The organism is Rhizobium sullae, from assembly GCF_025200715.1.
Classification (GTDB): domain Bacteria; phylum Pseudomonadota; class Alphaproteobacteria; order Rhizobiales; family Rhizobiaceae; genus Rhizobium; species Rhizobium sullae.
Window position 1 is genome coordinate 1,904,623 of record NZ_CP104144.1, and the last position, 22,984, is coordinate 1,927,606.

Genomic DNA, 22,984 nt, shown 5'->3' on the forward strand with positions numbered 1-22,984 from the left:
ATACATCTAACGGCGGCCCTAACCGATCGAGCGTCGGTCGATTCAATCCACCACCAACGCCAGCGTCAGGCCGGCCCTATCCCCATGTTCAGCACCGATCGGGCTGTGTCGAAGTCGCGCAGTAATCCCATCCCTGTATCGAGCACCTGCGCCGTCTCCTCGAGGCTGCCGGCCTCGACATAGCAGCGCATCTCAGGAGCATTCCCGGACGGCCTGAAATGGACGATCCTGCCGTTGCTCAAAGTCACCCGCAGTCCGTCGAGCTCGCTGATCCCGGAGACTTGCCCCAGCGGGGCAGTAAAGCGTTCAAGATTAGTGTCATCAGCACGCAGCCAAGCCATCAATGCGGCACTCCGCTCAGTCGCAAAGTTCTCCAACCGATCGGCAGCTGTGAATGGCAGACCGAGGTCCAGTTTCAGCGTGGACAGCGCCTGGCCGGTAGCCGCCGCGGTGGCGAGCACGGCCAGAATGGGAAGGAACGAGTCACGTGTTGGCAAAGGCTCGAGCAAGCCTGACGCCACCGGAAAGGAGGAACCGGTCAACGTCCCACCATTGGCCTCGAAACCAACGACGCCTTGGTATGTCTTCAGTGCTTCTTGCATCGCGGCGACCACAAAGGGCGAGCCTACCTTGGTGCGCACGACGTGACGGCCAAGCGCCTCTATGCCCGAGTTGGAGGTGACCGGCGTGACAATCGCATCGGCGCCGAGAAAGCGGGCGGCGATCAGACCGCATACGTCTCCATTGATCGGCGTGCCGGTCTCGTCGGCAATCAGCGGCCGGTCACCGTCACCATCGGTCGATACGATTGCGTCGAGGCGAAACTCGGCGGCCCACTGTTGCAACGCCGCGATGGTTTGGACGGAGACGGCTTCCGTATCGACCGGAATGAAGACTTCGGATCGGCCTAGGCCGAACACCTCGGCCCCGTAATAGTTCAGGATCTCGTTCAGCAAGTCGCGCGCAACCGTCGAATGCTGGTAGACGCCGACGCGCATACCGGACAAGGCATTTTTTGGCAGCAAGGTCTTGTTGCGATCCATGAACAGCGACACGGCATCCGCCGCCCCATCGGCTTCCTTTGCCGGATCCGTCGCGACAGGCAGCTCCAAACCGACCAGTTCCTGGGCGATCGCGGAAATTCCCTGCTCGTGATTTTTGTCGATTTCTCCGTCGGGGAGGTAGAATTTGATGCCATTGCGATCGGACGGAATGTGCGAGCCGGTGATCATCATCGACGCAGCGCCCGTGCGGATCCCGTAGAAGGCGAGCGCGGGGGTAGGCAGATTGCCGCAATCGACCGGCTGCAGGCCGTGTGCGCCAAGCGCCAATTTGACGTTGGCGGCGATCGCCGGACTGGAGTCGCGGAAATCATAGCCGACCAGAACGCGATCGCCCGGTTTTGCGATCCGGTTTCGCAGCAGAAAGGTTGCAAACGCTGCCGAGTAGACGAAGGAGGGCTTCCCCTTCAGATCCACAGACAGACCGCGCAGTCCACTCGTACCAAATTTCAGGCTCAAACCAGCCTCCTTGAAGCAAAACGCAATTAAAGGTCAGTCTCGTTGTGATACGTTGTAGAGGACGCTGACGCGTCCTCCGAGATTCGAGGAGAACAACGCCCCTTCGAACAGTTTTCCGTAAGCCTTTCTGTCCTCTGGATAATAATGCAGGTAGGCATCCAGCCATGCGATGCGATCAGGGCGGATCAGGCCGTTCTTGTCGCGCGGCAGTTTGACCTGCGGTTCTCCCGCCAGCATCTCCATCTTCGACGGGTCGTTGATTGAATCCAAGGCGAAGTGCGCCAGCCTCTCCAGGCCGTTGTCGCATTGCGACAGCGCATCGTATCCGTTGGCCTCTAAAAGCGACGCCATCATCACCAGAGGCCCGGCGGCATGGAGGTGGTAGTCGCGCGCCTTCTTCTTGCGCATGAGTTCGAGAGGCAGCGCACCGTCGGCCGTCACCTGACAAACGCCCAACTTGTAGCTTTCGAAGCCGAAATCCAGGAAATCCTTGCGCCCGATCGCAACTCCGACCGCGCTCACGGCAAACCCGCCCCAGTAGCGATGATTCTGCTTGTTAGAGTTGCGGTCGCCCGATTCCGTGTAGACGGGGATCGTCCGTTCGGCGAGGTCGCCCAGCCACTTTTCGATGGCACCGGTATCGAACTTGAGCAGCGCCGCAGCAGGGCGAACCTGAACATAGGCTAGGGCGGCACCGGCCAGAATTCGCGTCGTGCTCAGATAACTCTGGCGCGTAGTCAAATCCGAAAGCGCATCGGCCCGCGCCCAACTGTCCAACGCCTTTAGGGCACAGCTTGCCGCATCCAGACGGTTGCCATCTGTCTCGGTATAGTTGCTCGCATATTTCGTGACAAAGGCGGCAAACTGGCGCGTCAGGGCAATTGCGTTGTCGTAGCGCTCCTTATTCTTGGGATCGATCGTCGAATGGCTCTCGTCTTCATCCTCGTAGATGCTGGTCAGACTGAGCGAAATCACCGGCAAAGGTAGGCTGACCGTGCAGGTCGTCTTGCCATTGTTCTTCGCGACATGCCTTGCGAGCTCAAAGGGCACCATCAATGTGGCGCCCTGAACGGCCTGTGTTGTGCCCACCACGATAAAGGCACTTGCCAGAAGGCTAAATCTCGAAAGCTCGACCATTGCCATTTACTCGGTTCATTTCGTTGCATCGCCGGTTTCCAGCCCCGGTCTTCACGACCGGTGCTGAATGCTCTTCATTGCCCCGTGGACAGGGCCTTGTATTTGCTGTCCCAATAGGCAGCCTTGTCGACATCGGGATCCAGTCCGACAACGCCGACCTTGTAAGCGACGGCTAACTCGCGCATAGCCTTGGAATTACCGGCGTCCGCCGACTTGGTCAGCCAGTCGACGGCCTTGGCGGTATCCTTTGCCGCGCCGTTGCCGAAGAAATAGGCTTGATAGAGGCGATACATGGCATGTGGCTCTCCGGCCTCGGCCGAAACTGTCAACCAACGAATGGCCATGGCATCGTCCCGGCTCCCTAGCTTGCCGTCGATATTGAGGCGCGCGATCTTCAGCAGATACTTGCTAGGCGCATTGATGTCCGGCCCAAGGAAAATCAGAAGCTGGTTCACTTCGGCCGGCGTCGACGCGATGCGTTCGCCGGCAATCTCGCTGATCAGCTTGTTGGCCGCATCCTTGTCGCCGGAGGCATAGAGCTTAAGCAGGTCTTCCTTGGCGTTTTCGGCGGAGGAGTCGGTCCACATACCCTGCAGATGGCCTTCGGCCAGGTCGCGCAGGACGGAGATGCGCCCAAGCGCATAGGAGCGCAGGAAGAAGCCTTCTGCCTTGCCACGGTTGTCTACGCCGTCCACCCCGTCGCGAAATGCGGCGCCGACCGCGTACAAGTCGTCGGCATCCTGATCGGACATGCTCTCGGCCACCGACAGCCAGTAGCGTGCCAGGGTCTTGGCCTGAGGATCCGGCAGGGTCGAATAGACACGAGCCACATTGACGATGGCATCGACCGAGCAAGCCTCGCCCGCGGCGGTCATTTTCGCCAGGTCCTGCAGCGCGTTCGGATCGCCGGGATCGACAAGCGAGATCCTCGCCTTCAAGTCGCCGGCATCTGCCGCCCTGCGCAGCCAGGCGCGACCGGGCGCGGCGTCCTGTGACAGGTCGGTAAGAAGGATCTTGCCGTATTCCCGCATGCCGCGCGGATCGCCCATTTCGGCAAGTTTCTTGTAGATGTCGTTGAGAGCCGCCGGCGTCGCCTGCCCGGCTCGCTGCAAGAGCTGTGCCCTCAGCATCAGGGCATCCCGGTCACCTGTCTCGGTCAGCGGATCAAGGGCGGCGATCTGGACAAGCTTGTCGCTGAGCTTGGTCATCACATCGAAGCGGTTGCTAACGATCGACAGTTGCGCCAGACGCTGCTGCTCCTTGTCCCTGAGCGACGAGACGAAGCGAAGCAGACGCTGCGCAGCTTCTGGGTTTCGCTCGAAGCTGTCGGCACCGGTCTCCCAGCGGGCAACGACATAGCCGATGGCGTCCGGACTACCCTTAAAGGCTGCCTGCTGGACGTATACGCGCCCCTTGGCGCGATCAGCCTCCTCCGCCTTGGTCAGCATGTTCAGACCTGTAACATAGATCGAATGGACCGACCCAAAGATCGCCGCCTTATGGCGCCAGTCGTTTGCCAGTTCAACGGAGATTGGGGCGCCCTGTCCGCAGGCGAACATGCCGGCGAGTTTTGCAGCACCGTCGGAATTCCCGGCCATCGCAGCTTCGCTGAAGAAGTGCATGGCTTTGCTTAGGTAGTTGGGATCCTTTCGGCCCATCTGCAGATAGATTTTGCCGATCTCGTCACTGGCATCGGAGGAGCCGGCCGCGGCGGCGGCTTGCAGGACCTTCAGTGCCTTCTCGACGTCATCTTTTGAGGCATCGCTCCTGGCAAGAAACTCGCCATACTGCACCGGCACATCTTTCGAACGGTCCGGGGCCTGCATGGCGCGCTCGAAGTAGGTTTTCGCCTTCGCGTCATCGCGGTCGCCGCCGAATTCACCCGCATAGATCCGGGCCAGCCACTCGTCTGCCGGACGAAGCCCGGCTCCGGAGGCGGCGCCTAAATATTTCACGGCCAGCTTGAGGTCCTGCGGCACCGAGATGCCGGTCGCATAAGCCTTGCCGAGGCTGAACTCGGCCGACGACATTCCTCCGTCGGCGGCCTGCTTGAGGTAAGTCATCGACTTCTGGATGTCGATCTGGTCGATCTGGTTTGAGCGGTAGAGTTCAGCCAGGTTCTGTGCCGTTTTCGGATCACCGGTTTTGGCGAAGGCTTCGAGCCACTTGAGCGCGGTTTCGACCTCTTTACTGACGAGGTTGCCGCGCAGATAGAGAAAGCCGATCTGGTTCAGGGCCGAGCAATCGCCCTGCTTGACCTGTGCCATAAGCCCGAGAAGGGCGTTGGTCACCGCACTCTTCTTCTGATCGTCAGAAGCCTGCGGGTCGAGCGTAACGATGCGGGCATATTCGATCATCCCCTGCGGGTCGGATGCCAGGGCCGACTTTTCCAGGTAGAAACGCGACTTTGTCAGATCACGAATCTCGCTTGGACCCTCCTCGCCATAGAGCTGACCGAGGACGAAAGCAGCACGGGTACTGCCCGAACCATAGGCATCGAGCAGATAAGACTCCGCCTCGCGGAGTTCATCGGTGGTCGATCCGTTCTCCATCAGCACGCGTGCGAGAGGAATGAGGAAGATGACACGCCGGGCGGGATTTTTCTCCAGGCCGGCGCGCAAGAGTTCCTCGGCCAAAGCAGGCGCCTTCTGCACCCGCTCGCTGCCCCGGCTGTATTCAACAGCAAGAGCAATGACATCCTGCGCCGGCAGCTTGATGTCGCCGATCGGACCCTTCGTCCAATCGCGATCGAGTTTCACGCGCGCCGCCTGATTGGTTACAGGCTTGCACACAGCCTTGTAATCGAGATTCGGAGGGTCGAGCGGGATTGCCGGATTGCCGGCCCGGACTGTAGTCGCAAACCCGACCGAAGCGGCCACGACCGCGACGGCAGCGACTAAAGACTGATGAAACTGAAATTTGCGCACTCTACTCGTCCCCACTCTCGTGCCCCATACGTTTCGAAATTATCGGTCGATGCCCGTCGCTGCCAGGAAACCGGCCGGACCGTTCGGCGTCTCAACGACAACGACATTCTGTCGGTCCTTAGCTGTCAGAGAAACTTTCGCCAGCTCGGTGACCTTCCTGTCCCCCTCAGAGACTTCCAGGCCGATGTCGATGACCGGCAGTTCTTTGGATGCCATGGCGGCTGGCGCAAGATTTTTGAACAGCACCTTGCTGTCGCCGTTGAGGCGCAGGGACAGGTTGGCCGGCTTTGTCGAGAAATTGTAAAAGCTCAAAGCTGACTTCGAGGGATTTTCGACCTCCTTGTCGGGAATAACCACGATGCCTTTTTGCCCGGCGCCGTCCGCGCCGACCGCCACGGTGTAGAATTTGCCGGGTTCGAGCGTGGCTTCGGTCGAGCTTGCATCGTCGGAAATCTTATAGGAGCCGTTGCCGATCAGCCGGTAATTCGACAATGCGACAGGATCGACGTCGAACTTCTGTCCCGAGAAGTCGAGGCTCACTCCGTTCTTCAGCTTCACATTGAGGAAGCGAACGAGGCTTTTGTCGGCCGGGATCGGCGCATCGTAGAGGCCGGCATCGTTTGCCAGAAGGTGCGTTGAGAAGGTGCCTGCGGAGGCTCCTCCCAAGACGAGTGCAATAAGGACTGCTTGGATTTTGCGTTTCATCATCTCATCATCACTCTTCAATTGGAGGTTGCTGCATTCTGGAAAATGCGTTCTGGGTAACGGCACAGTTTCACCGAGCCCGCCGATTTTGCCGCTCCCTCGATCTTGAGGCGAACGTGGACAGGTGCATTCCGCGTCCCTCCCGGGAGCGCCCGATAAAGCTTAGCAAGTCCGCTCACGCGCGATGGGTTTTCGAAGGAAGCGTTCTTGGCGGGACCGTTGGCGTAGCTATAGGTCGACTGGAACCCGGTCAGTGCTTTGTTGGTAAACGCGTAGGCGAGGTAATGATCGGACGCCTTGCCAACCAACGTAGGCAGATCAAGATCAACCGTATCGGTCTCATCAAACGTCTTCTCGGCGAGCTTTAATTTACCGTCGCAATCACCGACAATTGCAGGAACGATCGTCTCGTCAATATAGTCCACGCTTCGCAGCACCGACTGGAGATCCGAGTACTCCCACACCAGTATTTCAGGCTTCTTGGCCAATCCATTGGCGTTCTGCGTCCAGCCGTAAATCGACTGTGTCAAACCACCGCCAGCAATCGAGAAGCCAGATACATCGTGCTTCAGGGCCTCCCGAAGGAAGCCGTTGAAGTTGAAATCCATCCGCTCATCGGTAAAAGACGTGCCGACGACATGGACGACTTCCCGGCCCGGCGTGTCACCCTCGCTCAGCAGGGCATCCAAGTTATCGACATTGCGCTTAGTCGAATAGCCGGTGACACTTTCGGTAGGGATCTTCTCTTGGCATAGCTCATTGAGCGCTTTGCCCATATTGAAGCGTATCGGAGCGGCCTTACCAGTCAGTTCAGTCTTAAACTCAACCGTGTCAGTAATGTCCCCAGCCAAGCCACGAATCTTCTCCGCCAGAGCTTGGGCGACAACTTGCGCGCCCTCCGGAGTCCAGTGAATATCCCGCTTCAGATAATAGGCACTCCAGTCGAAATCCGGTTTGATGTCTTTGATTTTAGTAATGTCGATTGCATCAATCCCGACGTCGCGCAAAGACTGAACCATCGCTCGGAACTGCTTGGCGGAGAACGCCGGATCGTAGAACATGTCAGAAAATATGCCGCCATCGGGGATAGACTGCGCACCGGCAATGCCACGGGGCAGCATCGGCACCAAAATGAGGTGAATGCCTCGATGGCGCAGGGCGTCGCTCACGTCCTTGAATGCATCCAGTGTTTCCGCAGACAGCTCATACATGTTCTCCATGTCGCCTTCGCGGAAGAACCAGCCGCCATAACCTTGATACATTTTCACTGCCATCGAGGTCTGAGGAGACTTTTCCTCGAGCCCCTCGCACTTGTAGAGTATTTCACCGGCCGACACGGAAGCCACCGAAAGAGCCCAGGTAAGAGCTGCCATGCCGGCCATGGAAAAAACGCTCAATAAACGCGCCGTGCTGAAGGAGTTGACTTGCATCATTTCGAAACTCCTGCACGGGCTTCCTTGACGTAGGAGTTTTTCAGGCGCCGCGCGAACTGGCTGCCCAATTCCTCGGCGTGGTCGAGCAGGGCGAAGATCTCATCCTTGTTGGCGTCCTTGTCGCGGCCATAGAGCAGAACGGCTTTGCGCAGGATCATGTCCGGAACTTCGGCCGCAACGAGCGCGTTGAGCCAACGCTCGGCCTCGGCGTTCTGGTTGGTCGGGTTCTTGATGAAATGGTAGTAGTAGAGCTGAATCATCGCGTCGGTGTTACCGAGCTCGGCAGCTTTCTCCAGCCAAGCAACGCCCTTTTGCTCGTTCTGCACGGCACCGGCACCGGCAAGATAACTCCGACCCATCTCCGTCATGGCGGTGACGGACCCGTTGAGCGCGGCCTTGATGTAATAGGCGAAGGCTCGTGATTCATAGACGCGCGAGCTCGGTCCCTTGGAATAGTTGCGCGCCAGCGCCAGCGCGCTGCGGTTAGATCCCATGAAGGCCAGATCCCGATAGAGCGCTTCGGCCCGATCGCGATCCATCTCGACATCATGGCCGAAATAATAATTAGTCGCGATGCTGTTTAGAGCTTCCTCATTGCCCAATTCAGCCGCCTGCTTCGTCAGTTGGTCGGCCTTGGTGAAGTCCCTGGGCCTGTATTGGCCGTTCAGATACTGCCGGGCAAGGAACATACGCAGATTGCCGTTGGTCGGCAGATGCGGCAGTGCGCCTTCGACGGTATCGATCAAATAGCGGAAGCTCTCGTCGCCGACCACCTTGGGATTGACGTTGACGGCGACGCGCGTGAGTGGCCCGCCTTGTCCACGTTCGGCAAGGATGTTGCACCAGCCGACCACCTTGCGGAAGTTTAACGCTTGGCTCGACGGCCATTTCTGGCGGAGCTTGAACGCGGCGATGATCGCATTGACGTCACGCCGGTCCGCGAGTTGTGCCAGCCGCACTAGAATCGGTTCAGCAAAATCTTCGCTGAGGCCATCCTCCTGCGTTAGTTGCTGAACGAAGCCGAGTAGAGTGGCATCGTCGCCCTTGAAGGACACGACGACATCTTTCATTTGTCGATGCGCTTCAGCCGCATCCAGCTTGCCAGCCGCTCGCCTGACTTGGACCAAGAGAAAGCGGCCAGTCGGCAGTTCCAACATTTCCGGGGTGTCCAGCAGGACCTCTGCCTTGTCGAACTGCTTGAGCGCAAAATCGATCTTAGCGAGCTGCACATTGCTTTCCGGCGTCAGGATGCGCGGATCGAAATTTGCGTAGACATCAGCAAGACGTTTGAGCTTGTCGGCACTGCCGGTGGAAAGCGCGAGTCCGGCGGCATCCGGGCCGGCGGTAAAATAGCCTTGCGACAGCGCATTCAGAAGCAGAGTGAATCCGGCTTCCGGATCGGCTTCGAACTGCGGCGCCCCCTTGGCCAGCAGCATGCCATATTCCTTCATCGCCCACAGGTTATGCTGTCCGGCCAGCTCGCGGACCTCGGCATAGTAGGGCGAATAATTCAGCGTAACTTCGAGATCTTGCCGAACCAGCTTGGCAAGCGCCTCGCGCAGCTTGAGCTGCATCTCGGGCGAATCCGCATACTGCTGTTTCAATCCCTCGTAGATCGAATGGGCCCTGGCCGGCTCTGCCTTGACCAGCCGCCCCTCGCGAAAGATATCACCGAGGATGAGGCCTACCGAAAGGTCACCCGCGTCATAGGCGCTCGACAGTTCGGCGACGAGCTGCTCCGGCGAAATGGGCATCGCCACCGATGTCGCATAGTAGCCGGCCTTCTCGGCGCTGACGACTATGCGAGCCAGACGACCGATGACCGACGATTTTCCGCCCTTCCAGATGTCCAGGTAGATCGGCAGGGCGTATTTTGCGATCAGGCTGTCCGACAGGTTAATGCGGGCGAAGCGGTCTGCTACGACGAGACGCTCCTGTCCTGCCTCGGCGGCACCGTCCACCATGCGGTCCATAGCAGCGGTGGCGCGGGCCAGATCTTTCTCGACATAAATGCCCTGGTAATAGAGCTTGGCGATCAGGTAATTGGCACGGTAGCTTCTGGCCTCTTCAAGCATCGATACGGCCCACTTGGAATCGGCCTCGTCGAAGCCGTAGACGTTCTCATCAACTAAATCGAGCGCGATAAGCTCGGCTGCGCGGCTCGAGCCGCCGTCGACGAGCTCCCACATCAGATGACGCAGTTCGTCCTTGCCGAGGATGGAAAACAGCACATCCCGGTTCTTCTCGATGATCGCGACGGCACTATCGTTGCCGTAACCGGCGGCCAGTGCCAGCAATGACTTGAGCACATCGGGGTGCTGTTGTGCATCGAAGGAGGAGGTATAGCGTCCGGCGAGGCGGATAACCGCGCTGTCGCTGTCGAGTGCCGATAAGTTGGCCATCAGCACGAGCTGGCTGCGTAGCGTATCGGCCTCGGGGGAGTTCTGACGATTAAGGAGCAGAAGCAGCTCGAACGCCGCATCGAGCGAGCCCTTTGACATCTTGTCGCGTAGGGCCGCTTCGCCGTCCGTGGCAAGATCCTGTGCCTGTGCATCGGCGCCGGGCGGAGCCTGGGTAGCAGGTTCGGCAGGATGCAACGCGGCGCGCAGAGCTTGCGCTTCGCCTTCGTTTGCCGCACCGCCCTTGCGGACCAGCAGTTCGGCCAACCCCGCCGTCACCTTGGCATTGATCTTAGCATCACCGGCCGCCAACAGACTGCGATAGACGGCGATGGCCGCGTCGATGTCGGCAACCCTCACGGGGTTGTGATCGTTGGCGATCCTGCCGCGCGCCAGCAGTCGGGCATAGGCCAGGAGCGCGCTCGCCTCCGTCGCCGTGCTGTAGTCGGCGAGTATCTTCTGCTCGGCCTGATAGGCCCTCTTCGCCTCGGCCGCCAACTGTCGCGGCATTTCAGACGCCGTCGTAGCCGGCGCCACGCCAAGGAACACCACCGAACACGCCAATGCGTTGAGCAGCGTCACGGAGAGGTGCGACTTTCTCGTTGCGAGAATCATCCTCTCACTCCCCTTGTTGCGCGTTGAACGCAGCCGATTGCGGCGAGCCCACAGTGTTGATGCAATAATTGGTCGAGGCCCCGTCGGCGCGGAATTCCGGTTGCAGGGACTGCGCAATGATGATGCCGTTCTGCGTCAGCGCGCACTGCTTCTTCACCGGAATGCGCGGCACGCAGACCGACCGCACCAGCACACCCGTCTTCATATTGCGGGTGACGACGTCGAGCCCGAGTGGCTTGAGATCACCCGAAACGTAGCGAGGCAGCTGGTCGATGAACTTGTTGCGGTAGAACATCGCCTCGGACGCACCGCGGGTCATCAGACCGACGCGGTTATTCTCAAGGATGTTGTCACGGGCAACCATCGTCGCGATCGGATAATACGGGTCCTCGACGAAATCGCGGAACTCACTCTGCTCTGCAACCTCGAGGTTGTCGATATACGCTTCGATGCCGGCCGCCTTATTCTGGCGGATCTGGTTGCCCTCCACATGGACGTCCCAGGAATTGCGCACCTTCACGCCGGATCGGCCATTGCCGTAGAACATGTTGCTGTCGACGAGAGCGCAGGGACTTTCCATCGCGGCGAACCCGTCGCCTTCGTTGCGGCTGGCATCGTTGGCATAGACGATTGTGCCGTAGCTTTGGCGGTCGAGCATGATGCCGGACCCGTGGTTCTCGAACGAGAGGTTGCCGAGGATGAAGCTGTCGTCGACCTCGCGCGAAATGATGATGCCGTGTTTCTTCTGCGTCCCATAGGCCGTGTTGTAAGCCATCATCAGGTTCTTCGACCGGTCGTGCGGGTCGAGGCCATAGATCACGCCGTTGACCAGTTCGTTGCCGACGAAGACGATGTCCTTCGCCTCGAACGCGTAGAAACCGTAATAGAGGTTCTCGAATGAGTTGTTGATGAAATAGCCGGTTGGCGCAGGCGCCTGGACCTTTCGGGCGACTGCGTCGGTCGAACCGGAGGACAGCGACATGCCGTAGGTGCGGCCGCCGGCGTAGCCCAGCGCGACGAAGTGGGAATCCGCGGCAAGGGTCTCGCTGCCGCTCCAGCTAAGGATGAAGGGACGGAAGAAGATACCCTCCTCGTGGTCGTAGACATAGCTTGGCTGATCCGTCGTCACATCCACCGATGAGACAGTCACGCCATCGAAATAGATCTTGCCGCTGTTGACGATGAAGGCGCCGGCCTTGGTATTGAGCTTCAGCGACTTGATCTCTTGGCCACTGACGACCAGCGACGCGCCGTCGTTCACAGCAAGCGGCACGTTCAGGGTAACCTCGTTGCCGTCCAGCGAAATGGCATCCGGATCGGTCGCCCGCACCTGGGCGATGAGCTCGCTCATAGTCAGCACCCCACGCGTGACGAAGATGATGCGTGGAACGGTCGATTCAGAATTGAGGTAGAGATATTCCCGGACACCGAGGTTGATGATCTCGTCGAAATGTTCGGATGAGAAGCGGATCAGGCGGGTGGCGCGCGTCTCGCCGCGCTTGGAAATGTCGGCAAGCGCTTCGTTCGCCTCCCGCAGCGGCGGCACCGGAATCCTCGAGGTGACCGACTCGCGCCCGAGCAGCAGGTTGGGCATGAAGGGCCGGCCGGCCGTCGGCAGACTGTTTTCCTTCGGCGAGTACAGGACAATGCGCCCATCGCTGATGGTTGAGGCTCCCCCGACGTCGAGCGTATCGGGCTCTGACTTTGCCGGCGCGGTAGCGCTATTCAGCCAGCCCTTGTCGTCAAGCACGCCGGCGCGAGCCTCGGCCAAGCGGCGGAATTTGCCGACGCGTGCCTTGTAGTCGGAAACGGTCTTCAAGCGGGTGGTTGCCACGTCGATATTGCTGAAGATGGCGTCCGCCTCCTCGACCGCGACCTTGTCGGCATCGGCGACAGCTGCAAGCGGAGCCACGGACTGGCCGCTCGCGGCCAGATAACGCGCATAACGCGACAGCGCCTCGCCCCGCAGCTTGGGGAGTTCAGTCCCCTGACCTATGGACGCAGCAAGCAGCGTGTGCCCCTCGCCCGAAGTCGACGGCAACAGGTCGCCGATAGCGGCGACGAAGTCGGCACCTCGGCCCTCAGTGCCACGGAAGCCGGCAAAGCCTGTTACGCCGAGCGCAACCGCCTGCCTAAGATCGACATCGGCTCTGCCGCGGACGAATTCGGTAAGCAGTTCCCGACGACTGGAATATTGCCAGAGCCGCGCCGCCGCCTGCGACAGCAAGGCAATGTCGCCGGCGTTCGATGAGTCGATCTTGGCGAGCACCGCTGCATCCGGGACTTCTCCATTGATCAGACTTGCAGCCACCTGCAGAGCCTTTGTCGCAGCCGGACCGGTTGCAATGATCTCCGCTCCGACCGGTTGATCGACGGGAAGAGAAAAGACCGCCCGGACGTCGGCACGCAGTGCGGTGATTTGCGAGATCTTCGCGTCACCCGTTATGTCCTGTCCCAGCGCCCGGATGAAAGCGGGGTCACGAAGGATCTCAATGTCGCGGAACAACGCCACGGCTTGCCCGTCTGTCAATTGCAGCTGTTTCGACTTGGTGGCACTGGCGACGAGTTCCACCAGGGCCTTCACGTAGTTGTCGTAACCAGCCCCGGAGAAGCTGTGAATGAGCGCGAGATAGCTATCGATAGCCACGGCCGGCGGTAGTGCCAAATTGACCACCCTGTCGTAGCCCACCAGCGGTCGCTTTTCCCGGATGTCGGCCATGACCGCATCCGAAACCAGCCGATTGCGCGCCGCCTCATCCTTTTCTGCCAAAATCAGGAGCTCGAAGGCACGCGTATCGAGGCTGAGCCGCGCCTGTTCGCGAAGCGTCGCGATATCATCTCCAGCCTTGACGCTATGGGCAACTTCCACGGCATCGACCCATGCCGACAGGATCAGGTTGCCAGAACCGGCACTGTCACGGGCATGCCGGATGACGTCGACGTCGATCTGATCGAATACAAGCTGCGCGAGTTCGACCTTTTCGGCGCGCGGCGACATGCGCAACAGATCAGTTAGCACCCGGAAGACAGCCGGATCGGCCACCGCGCCCGCATTCGCGCTGGCGAGCTTCATCAGCTCCTGCCGATCAGCTGCAGAGGTCAGACCATTGAAATAGAGCGGCAGGAAATCGACATAAATGTCCAGTGCAAGTTCATTCAGCTTCGACTGCGCCAGCCGCTTGGCAAGATCGAGGCTGAGGTTGGCTACCTCGATCCCGGACATGTAGTCGAGAATAAGCGTATAGCGCACCTTGAACGAATCCGGATCCGTCGTCGACAACGACCTGTCGGAGCTGGCAATGAGAGTTTTCAATGCGCTGACACCGGCATCGCGCGCCGATAGCCCTTGCGCGTTCATCTGGTTGTTCAGCTCGGCGGCCACGACGGCCAGCCGGCCGTGCACATCTACGCCGGCGATCTGGGTGGCATGGTCGAGACTCTCGATGCGGGCCACTTCCCTGAATATCTCGAAATAGGCGTCGAAACTGCGTGACTTCTCGTCGTCGCGCAGGGCCCGCCAGCGCGTCAGCGCGAGCTGCGCCCCATATTTCAGGCTGTCCTCGGTGATTTCGCGCTCAGTCGGAGCGAGCTGGTCCAACTGCGGGCTCTGCTCGCCGACCGTCAATTCCTGCGCGCGGACAGCACGGAGGCTCATGCCCGTTGGTAAAACTGATAGGAGCGTTGCCAGGGCGGTCAGGCCGACAAGGCCCTTGACCACAAGCGTTGCAATCAGTGTCAAAGAGGTGCGCATGCCATTCGATCCTTACGACAGCAGCGAGAAGACGGTCTTCAGCCACTGCGGCGACATCACCGAGGGCCTCCATACCGACCGTTGGAATTTCACGATCACCGGTTCGTCGACAGGAATGTCAACGCCGTCCGGGATCCTGAGTTTAATTTCCGCTAGGGCCTTGCCGTCCTCGTCAGTTAAGACTTTGGTGCTGTTCACATAGTTGCTTGCATCGATCGGAACCGACACTGTACGCCCGGATTTGGGGAACTCGATCCAGGCCTCTGCCGCGTTCAGGGCAGTAACGGCATCAGTCAACCTGACATAGGCCGCAACATAAGGCCTTGCGCCGTCGTCTGCGAGGCGCACGACCGGCGCGCCCTTGCGCACATAGTCCTGTTGCGCAACAGCCTGAGCACTGATGTCGCCACCATTGCTGGCCTCAAGAAACTTCGGGTAATCCTGCGAGGTCTTCAGTGCAGCAAAGAATTCCCCCTTCGCTACCTTGCCGGCATCCTTCACATAGACGACCTGGCCCGCGGTATGGGCATCGAGCTCCACTCCCGGTACGGCCACAAAGGCCATCTGCGAGGTAGCGTTCACACTGCGTTGCGACACCAGCTGGAAGATTAGTCCGATCAATACAAGTGCGACCACGCCAAGACCGGCCAGCTTGGCGGATCCACCAAGGCCTGTGGAAACACGGCGAACATCCGGCGGTACGCTGTCGGCGAATTGATCGGCAAAGGACGGATTGCGCCCGTCATACCAGTTGAGCACGCTGACCAGCCTGCGATATTGGTCGCGTCCACCCGCGACAACGAGGTTAATCCCGTTGCCGGACCGCTCCGCCCGAACAAGAACATCTCCCCTCCAGGCCCCTTCGTTCTTGACCATGGCAACGCGAGCAACACCGCGATAACCCATGAGTTCCTGCGCCAGCGGAACGATGAGACCGCCGGAACTCAGGTCGAGCATGGGAAACGTGCGGCCAGAAATTTCCACCGTTATATCCGCAGGCGCGTTCATATCGTTTATATCCCTCGTGCTCAGCCCAGACGGACCTTGGGTGCTTCGACCTCGGCCACCTGGGGGAACCAGTCGTCGATCTTCCAGTTGAGATCAGGGTCCTTTCGGACATACGTGAACTCGGACAGTCCTGAAGCGTTGCGGATCGTCACCACCTGCCCCCTGCTGAAGGAAACCGGATTACCGGAGACGAAGGGTGTGAAGTGCCCGTCCACGCCGTACTCGGCACGCTGATCACCATGCAGGAACCATGTCTCGCGTTCGGCACCGGAGACCATGTAGGTGACGGAGTTCCTGCCTTGGAAACTCACTGCGCAGACCTGGCTGTCACCGTAGCTGCGGTCGATCCTGACCGCTCCCCAGCTTTTCACCGCACTACGGGTGAAGCTGACCTCTGGAGCGTCCATCTTCTTCAGCGAGTTGACGATTTCCTTCACCCGCTGCGCTTGCGCCTTAGGCAGCACGACGACAGCATCCTCGCAGTCAATGACCATGATGTCATCGATATGACTGAGAACGACGCGACGGCCAGACTGTGCATGCACGAGGCAATTACGCGACTGCGAGACGAAACTGTCGCCACGCAGCACATTGCCGTTCTCGTCCTTATCGCTGATATCCCAGAGGGCCGACAGCGACCCGATGTCCGCCCAGCCAATGTCGTCACAGGGCACAACCGCGACATTGGCGCTCTTTTCCAGGACCGCTGTGTCGATCGGAATGTCGAGCGGGCAACGAGCGAAGTGCTCCTCCGCAGGCATCAGCAGCATATGGCTGCCGAGGTCACGGCTCGTGCCGCCGGCGATCGAGGCCGCAACGGCTTCATAGACAGCCGGAGCGTGCCGCTTGAGTTCCTCGACCAGCGCCGATGCGCGGAAGAGGAAGATGCCCGCGTTCCAGAGGTATCCCATCTCGACGAACTGCTTGGCTCGCTCCAGGTCCGGCTTCTCGAGGAAGCCCCCGGGTTGGTTGACCAGCGCACCAACCTCCTCGCCGTCCACAACATAGGGATCGCCGGGACGGATATAGCCAAAGCCGGTTTCCGGTTCGGTCGGCACGATACCGAAGGTTACGATCTTAGAATTCTCGGCCAGCGGCACCGCCTTCTTGACAGCCTCCAGGAAGAAGGCCGGATCGTCGATGACATGATCCGCCGGCATGGCCAGTACAAGCCCATCCGCGTCGCCCTGACTGGCGGCAACCGCTACAGCCGCAAGCGCCGCGGCCGTACCGCGCTGGAACGGCTCCAGAACGATGCCGGCGAGTTCCTGCTCCATCTGCCGCGCCTGGGCATTGACCATGTCGATGAAGGCACGGCTGGTCAGCAGCCAGGGCGCCGAAAACATCGCGTCGTTGACGCGTGCCAGTGTGTTCTGGAACAGGCTGCGGTCGTCGACTAGTCGCAGGAACTGCTTCGGCATATTACTGCGCGACAACGGCCAAAGCCGCGTGCCGCTTCCGCCGATCATGATCGCTGGCGTTATTTTTACAGACTTTGTCGGTATGCTCATTGTCATGCCTCCGGCCTCATCAGCGCAATGGATCTCAATCGTGCAATTTAGTGCCACGGCGCCGTGTCGAAGGTCGCTAGCACCGGCTGGCCGACCATGGACGGGTCCAAGCTGCGACCGGGCTGCACCTGAATTTCAAGCTGTGTGGTGGTGTATTCGGTCACCTTCGGAATGGAGACGATCTCGACCTTCTTCGCCTTGACGCCGTCGAGATAGCTGAGCGAGATCTGCGGTTTCTCGGAGATGTTGGCGAGACGACGGAACGGCACGCGAACCGACACGTAGAGGGGCGCATCCTGGCGGACGAGCGAGAGCATCCGGCCGCCCGCGCGGCCATAAGTCGAGCCCGGATGGTCGACCGACAAGACATAGCAGTCGCAGGCAGACAGAACCTCCACAATCGACTTGCCGTCAGCGGCCGGCGCATCGAGGACAATCGTCGCTAGACGGTCTCCCTGCTTCACCTTCTGCGGCAGAGCGGCAAATTCGACCACCCCATCGCGTGGCTGATAGACCGTAACCGTCTCCGCAGCGATGCTCGCCGAAACAGCCTCGAAGGTGAACAGCCTCTTATAGACGATACTGGAGAGGAAGGAGAAAGCGGCCAAGCCGATGACAACGAATATCAAAAGCCCGAATATACGCCCTGCAAGACCGTTCCCGGTCGACGACGCCGTCACACCGACCACCGCAGCCTTAGCATCTTTTTTTTCTGCCATCTGATGTCCCAATACGTAAACTTTCGAACCGCTTTGAACGACCCGCCCGGCGAGATAGAGGTCGGCGAAATGCGACAAAGGCGCTGTTGTCTCCGCAGGGTCGAGAATTTGTAGGCCGGCGCGCCGCTCGTCTGCATCCACCCAGACAATGCGCGTATTAAGAGCCAGCTCGAGACAGGAGCCCTCGGTTTCTAAGAGCAGGGTCACGGCGAGGTAGTCGCCTGGAGCCTGCGTGAGCGCGACCGCGGCGAGCCCGAGACCGGTCACCGACCAGTCGCATACCTCGATGCGCTTTCCGTCGATTAGCGCCGCCAGCGGCAATTTGAAGCGCGGGAACTCCCGTTCGCGACGCTTGGGCACGGCAACCGCAGTCATCAGAACACCCTATCTGTGATTTTCGGCAAGCGTTCCGGTGCTTCGTCCGTGAAATAGCTACCGAGATTTGCGAGGAAGACGAGAACCGAGACGAAAACCAGCACGGCAACGGAATTGACAAGCCGGGACGACCATAACTTGAAAGCCGCGTCGAACTGAGAATCGGTCCGCTTGAAGGCAGTCTTCTGGCGCGTCCACTTCTGCCGGTCGAGCCGGAAGAAGATCAGCACCTTCACCGCCGAGCCGAAGATCTGATTGAAGTAGAGTAGCGGAATATAGACCAGATTGATCGATGGACGCACAGTCAGGAAGGTCAGCGCCAGGATGTATCTCGAGACAATGACCCAGAGGACATAGAAGGCGGCCGTCCATGGTGTGATCATCGCGGTCCCGAGAAGGGCAAGCGTGATGCCCGACAGGCTGGTCCACATCGACATGCGCTGATCGAGAATAGACCACCAAGTAAACGCGCCGATTTTGATCGGCCCAAGATTAAGGGCGCGAGCATTTGTGCGCAGCATGTTTCCGAACCAGCGGGTCATTAGCACATAGGCGGAGCTGATGAAGCTCGGGCTTGGCGGCTGCTCGATAGTCTCCACCTGAACGTCCGGCACGTAATACATGTTGTAGCCGTTCTTCAGCAGCCAGAACCAGCTCGACTTGTCGTCGCCGGTGAGCATGCGGATTCGGCCCAGGCGCCAATGGTCGATATAGTCGTTTTGAACATGATCAATGAAACCCGGATCACAAGCGAGCCGCGCGCGGAACATTGACATGCGCCCTGTCAGCGTCAGTACGCGCTCTGCAAGACCATGCGACGACATCAGAATCTGCCGCTGTGCAAAGCGCATCGAATACCACTGCTTGAAGATTTCCGCGCCCTCGACGGTGCACACCTCATCCGTGGTAAGCGCGCCCAGATTCGGATTGATCAGGAACATGCAAGCACAGCGCTCTACGAGATCGGGCGGCACAATGCTGTCGCCGTCGATCACCGAGACCGTGTCGTCGCCAGCCGGATTGAGCGCCGCGATGGCACGGAAACCGGCAGCGAGGGCATCGCGCTTGCCCGTCCCGGGAATGCGGACGATTTCCAGCCGGAACGGCGGGCTATCGCCATACATCACTTCGGCAAGGCGACGAATGAGGCGCTCGTCACCGATCTCGACAATCGAGCAAACGATCGTTGCGCCGGCAGGCGCATTGGCTGCCGCGATGAAAGCGCCGCGATAAACCTTGGTGGTGGTCGGGGCATCGATCCTGAAGCTCGTGATCAGAAAGTAGGCATGCCCCAACCCTTGCGCCTTTGCTGCCGCTTCGGCCATCCGACGCATCCCTGGAAAGCGGACCAGCCGGAACCAGAGGCTGCGCAGCAGATGAAGCAGTCCCCAAGACCATCGCCACAGCCCGATGACGCCGACCACTAATGCGGCGTCGCGTGCCTTCTCGTCGAATGCCTGCTGCGGCAGCATCGCTGCACACACAGCCAGCAGTAGGACGAAAACGATATGCTTGAGGATACCCAACATGACCGTTTACCAGACGAGACCTTCGTAATGCACGCCGGACGGCATATCGACGGGAATACGGACGAGGTCGATGACCTTGACGCCTTCCCGCGCTTTCTTCAGCGCATCCTTAGTGCCTTGGCCGTTGATGCCGACCACGATGGCCTCGCTCTCCGACACGACTTCGTCGGGCGACGAACGCATGAAGCTTGCCAGGTGCGAGATGTAGTTCCGGCCGCCATGATCGTTGACCGAGACGTTGGAGTCATAGATCGACAGCTCGTAACCCTTACCCATCAAGCGTTCGGCCAAAAGCACAAGCGGGCTCTCACGCAGGTCGTCCGTGTCCGACTTGAAGGTCAGGCCGAGAAGGCCGATTTTCTTGGCCCCGGAGCGGTTGACGAGGCGGAAGGCGCGCTCGAGCTGGTATTGGTTCGCCTCGACAGTGGCGTCGAGGACCGGCGTCGACACGTTCTGCATCTTGCCGAAATGGCGTAGCGCCCGAAGATCCTTCGGAAGGCAGGAGCCGCCATAGGCGAAGCCGGGCTTCATATAGGCGCGGGAAATATTGAGTCGCGTGTCGGCGCAGACAACATCCATAACGACGTGGCTGTCGATGCCGACGGATTTGCAGAGATTGCCGATTTCGTTGGCGAAGGAAATCTTTACCGCATGCCAGCAGTTGTTGGTGTACTTGACGATTTCGGCGCTGCGGATCGGGATGACATGCGGCTTTACTTCGACCGAGGCGCAGAGGTCGTGTAGGGCCTGAATGGTTTTCTCATCGCCTTCGTATTGGCCAAAGACGATCGCACCTGGGCTGTAGTAGTCGGCGATTGCCGTACCTTCGCGCAGAAATTCCGGGTAGTATGCCAGACCGAAGTCCACTCCGACCGTCTTTCCGGAGGCGCCTTCAAGGGCCGGGATGACCACGTCCTCGACCGTGCCTGGGAGGATCGTCGAGCGCATAACGACCATGTGGAAATCGCTCTTGTTGCGCAATGCAACACCGATCTGCTCGCAGACCAGCTTAACATAGCTCGTGTCCAGCGAACCGTCTTCACGGCTCGGCGTACCCGGGCAGCAGAACGAGATGTCGGTCTCGTTGATCGCGGCGATATAGTCGCTGGTTGCAGTCAAAAGGCCGTTCTCGGCGCCCGTTTCGATCAGGTCAGGCAGACCCGGCTCGAAGATTGGAGAGCGACCTTCGGAGATGCACTTGACTTTGTATTGGTCCGGATCGACCGCGACTACTTTGAAGCCGTCTTTTGCAAGACAACCGGCTGATACAGCTCCAACATAGCCCGCGCCAAAAATACTTACGCGCCAATTTTTCTTGCCCATAAGCTGCACCTTTCCCGCAATGTTTGTTCAAAAAAGAATAGAAATGCCGCTTTTCTTGCCGCCACATAAAATTCAAATAAATCTATATGTTGCGTCTGCGAAGAGCACCCCTCTCAATTTCGCAATACAGCATCTGTTTATGACGTCAACATAACGAATCTCAGTTATCAACATGCCAGGCCGGTAATATTTGCATCAAAATTGTGCAGACTCGTTTCGAGCTAATATTACGTGTAGTAATACATACGCGTGACATGCCGACTAAGATTTTGTTAACAATATCAATATATTAGAATATGATTAAAAGATGCGCACAGGGCGCTTACTTTTTGTGCGCCGCAGCATTAACCAAAGCTTGATTTCGGTTGGTTTTTTTCAACTGAGGCAACTGCGCAACGCTCGGGCATCTGTGCCAACTGAAAAACGAATCAGCAGCTGACGCACGCTCTGCGCAAGATCTCGCAACGGGGCGCAATGCTAAGTAGATCTTCGCCGCAATGCCGCGTGCCTGCCTCAAGATAGTGGTCGTCGAACGCATGGTGCCAATCCGTAAGCACAGTCAGCTTGGACAGCCAACGCTTCGCAGCCGGATAGCCCAACATCGTCGCTCGTATTGACGATGAGCGCTCTCAAAGGATGACACATAGACCAACTAAATATGCAGAAGCGTCCCGTAATTAACTTTCACTTAAACCATTCCATAAATTGCCGTCATCAAAGTTAACTTCCAGTATACAAAATAAAAAATCGATTGTTTAAAGTTTTATACGTCAAAAACACGAAATATTGCTTTGTATTTCCTATTGTCTTCCCAAAGCCGGGAGATAAATATGAGAATAAAAGCATTCCAAATCGGGACTATTATTGCACTCAACATATTCTCCCCAAACATCTGCGGCGCTCAGGAAGTGGCAACTGTGCCCGAAACGGTCACGATCCAATCGCCAAGCACCTCAAAGAGACTAACGGGTCTATTCTCAGATTTGCGTGGCCGTGTTTTCGGCACTTCTGACCAACAGGATGCCGCCACGTCAGTTGACAGCGCAACAGCGACAGCGGCTAGCACTGTCGACAAGGACTATACGATCCAAACGGGCAGTATTTCGTCCCTTTCCGCCGGCAACGGCGTCGGGACAGCCGGTGCGGAACCAGAGCAAGTTCCTCTTTGCGTCAGCATCCCTGCGCCACCCGCAACGCTGCAGACACAATCGAAATACAAGGCTGACGACAGTTCAAAATCCTCGATCGACGACGACGCCTTGCAAGCGCGCGATAGGACCGTGCAGCCAATCCGCAACTCTATTCGCCTGCTGACCAACATTGCCTATGCCGGATCGAACAGTTCGCTAGTGACCCAGGCGCGGGCAGAATGCGTGCTGCATAATGTTGATCGGTGGGCGTCTGCGAAGGCGTTGACCGACATGCGCACTGTTGACGCCTATCTTAGCCGCGACCGTTGGGTGGCCGAAATCGCACTTGCGGTTCGCTCGGCCAGCAAACGTGTGGAGCTCTCCAGTGAGCGCAAGGCGCTTTACTCGACATGGTTCAGCACACTTGCCCGCGATACCATGGACGCTTATTCGCTTCGCCTTGGCCCGAAGTCGAAGACAAATAATCACCGTTACTGGGCGGGTCTGTCGGTCGCTGCCGTGGGCTTTCTTCTCGATAGTGGTGATTTCAAGACATGGGGCAAAACGAGTTTCGAGATCGGCGCTTGCCAGGTAGATGATCGCGGTTTCCTGCCGGCGGAGCTGGCCCGCGGCGAGAAAGCCCTTGACTACCATGTCTATGCGTTGCGCCCACTCGCTGCCATCATCAAGCTCGCCTCGGACAACGGCGAGCCGCTTCAGTCAAAGTGCCTCGATAGGTTCAAACGTCTCACCGCGATGACGCGCGAGGCCCTACTGGATCCCACGGAATTCGAGCGTGTCGCCGGTCAGCGCCAATCGATAATCTCCTCGGAAACCAGCTACTCTGCAGCGTTGAAGCTCGACGCACTTCCGCTCCTATGAGACAGTCCGAAAGCGTTGCA

The 22,984-nt window shown here is 58.9% G+C and carries 13 protein-coding genes; 1 reads left to right on the forward strand and 12 read right to left on the reverse strand.

Going from position 1 to position 22,984, the window contains the following annotated elements:
• Window positions 1-65: 65 nt before the first annotated feature.
• The 12 genes from N2599_RS29750 to N2599_RS29805 form a co-directional block, all read right to left on the reverse strand.
• Entirely contained in the window at window positions 66-1,520 is a 1,455-nt protein-coding gene (locus N2599_RS29750) for a phosphomannomutase (RefSeq protein ID WP_027512805.1), read from the reverse strand.
• 33 nt (window positions 1,521-1,553) lie between these two features.
• Window positions 1,554-2,663 (reverse strand): alginate lyase family protein, encoded by a 1,110-nt coding sequence (locus N2599_RS29755; protein WP_084606626.1) that lies wholly within the window; start codon window positions 2,661-2,663, stop codon window positions 1,554-1,556.
• Window positions 2,664-2,731: 68 nt separating this feature from the next.
• Window positions 2,732-5,584 carry a tetratricopeptide repeat protein gene (locus tag N2599_RS29760; protein ID WP_027512804.1) on the reverse strand — a complete coding sequence of 951 codons (2,853 nt, stop codon included), beginning with the start codon at window positions 5,582-5,584 and terminating at the stop codon, window positions 2,732-2,734.
• Between the two features lie 39 nt (window positions 5,585-5,623).
• Window positions 5,624-6,292, reverse strand: a complete 669-nt coding sequence (locus N2599_RS29765) for an alginate O-acetyltransferase AlgF (protein WP_027512803.1) — start codon at window positions 6,290-6,292, stop codon at window positions 5,624-5,626.
• Window positions 6,293-6,306: 14 nt separating this feature from the next.
• A complete protein-coding gene (locus N2599_RS29770) occupies window positions 6,307-7,722 on the reverse strand; it encodes an alginate O-acetyltransferase AlgX-related protein (protein ID WP_027512802.1) in 1,416 nt (471 codons plus the stop codon).
• Window positions 7,719-10,736 carry a tetratricopeptide repeat protein gene (locus tag N2599_RS29775; RefSeq protein WP_027512801.1) on the reverse strand — a complete coding sequence of 1,006 codons (3,018 nt, stop codon included), beginning with the start codon at window positions 10,734-10,736 and terminating at the stop codon, window positions 7,719-7,721. Before N2599_RS29775 ends, N2599_RS29770 begins: the two co-directional genes overlap by 4 nt.
• Window positions 10,737-10,740: 4 nt before the next feature.
• Entirely contained in the window at window positions 10,741-14,487 is a 3,747-nt protein-coding gene (locus tag N2599_RS29780) for a right-handed parallel beta-helix repeat-containing protein (protein WP_027512800.1), read from the reverse strand.
• Between the two features lie 12 nt (window positions 14,488-14,499).
• The gene (locus N2599_RS29785) at window positions 14,500-15,495 is read right to left on the reverse strand and encodes a hypothetical protein (RefSeq protein WP_027512799.1); all 996 of its coding nucleotides are present in this window, start codon (window positions 15,493-15,495) and stop codon (window positions 14,500-14,502) included.
• 20 nt (window positions 15,496-15,515) lie between these two features.
• Complete coding sequence (locus N2599_RS29790) at window positions 15,516-17,006, reverse strand: mannose-1-phosphate guanylyltransferase/mannose-6-phosphate isomerase (RefSeq protein WP_051336762.1); 1,491 nt, start codon at window positions 17,004-17,006, stop codon at window positions 15,516-15,518.
• A 47-nt stretch (window positions 17,007-17,053) separates the two neighbouring features.
• Entirely contained in the window at window positions 17,054-18,100 is a 1,047-nt protein-coding gene (locus N2599_RS29795) for a PilZ domain-containing protein (protein WP_027512798.1), read from the reverse strand.
• On the reverse strand, window positions 18,100-19,629 hold the full coding sequence (locus N2599_RS29800) for a glycosyltransferase (RefSeq protein WP_027512797.1): 1,530 nt from the start codon (window positions 19,627-19,629) through the stop codon (window positions 18,100-18,102). The genes N2599_RS29795 and N2599_RS29800 overlap by 1 nt, the downstream gene beginning before the upstream one ends.
• Window positions 19,630-19,635: 6 nt before the next feature.
• On the reverse strand, window positions 19,636-20,952 hold the full coding sequence (locus N2599_RS29805; protein ID WP_037143369.1) for a nucleotide sugar dehydrogenase: 1,317 nt from the start codon (window positions 20,950-20,952) through the stop codon (window positions 19,636-19,638).
• A gap of 791 nt (window positions 20,953-21,743) precedes the next feature.
• Between N2599_RS29805 and N2599_RS29810 the strand changes: the two genes are divergently transcribed.
• The gene (locus N2599_RS29810; RefSeq protein WP_156915349.1) at window positions 21,744-22,964 is read left to right on the forward strand and encodes an alginate lyase family protein; all 1,221 of its coding nucleotides are present in this window, start codon (window positions 21,744-21,746) and stop codon (window positions 22,962-22,964) included.
• The last annotated feature ends 20 nt before the right edge of the window (window positions 22,965-22,984 follow it).

Excerpts from the sequence above, each read along its gene's own strand:
- N2599_RS29755 (WP_084606626.1), bottom strand. The coding sequence starts at position 2,663 with ATGGCAATGGTCGAGCTTTCGAGATTTAGCCTTCTGGCAAGTGCCTTT.
- N2599_RS29765 (WP_027512803.1), bottom strand. The coding sequence starts at position 6,292 with ATGATGAAACGCAAAATCCAAGCAGTCCTTATTGCACTCGTCTTGGGA.
- N2599_RS29770 (WP_027512802.1), bottom strand. The coding sequence starts at position 7,722 with ATGATGCAAGTCAACTCCTTCAGCACGGCGCGTTTATTGAGCGTTTTT.
- N2599_RS29775 (WP_027512801.1), bottom strand. The coding sequence starts at position 10,736 with ATGATTCTCGCAACGAGAAAGTCGCACCTCTCCGTGACGCTGCTCAAC.
- N2599_RS29780 (WP_027512800.1), bottom strand. The coding sequence starts at position 14,487 with ATGCGCACCTCTTTGACACTGATTGCAACGCTTGTGGTCAAGGGCCTT.
- N2599_RS29785 (WP_027512799.1), bottom strand. The coding sequence starts at position 15,495 with ATGAACGCGCCTGCGGATATAACGGTGGAAATTTCTGGCCGCACGTTT.
- N2599_RS29790 (WP_051336762.1), bottom strand. The coding sequence starts at position 17,006 with ATGAGCATACCGACAAAGTCTGTAAAAATAACGCCAGCGATCATGATC.
- N2599_RS29795 (WP_027512798.1), bottom strand. The coding sequence starts at position 18,100 with ATGACTGCGGTTGCCGTGCCCAAGCGTCGCGAACGGGAGTTCCCGCGC.
- N2599_RS29800 (WP_027512797.1), bottom strand. The coding sequence starts at position 19,629 with ATGTTGGGTATCCTCAAGCATATCGTTTTCGTCCTACTGCTGGCTGTG.
- N2599_RS29805 (WP_037143369.1), bottom strand. The coding sequence starts at position 20,952 with ATGGGCAAGAAAAATTGGCGCGTAAGTATTTTTGGCGCGGGCTATGTT.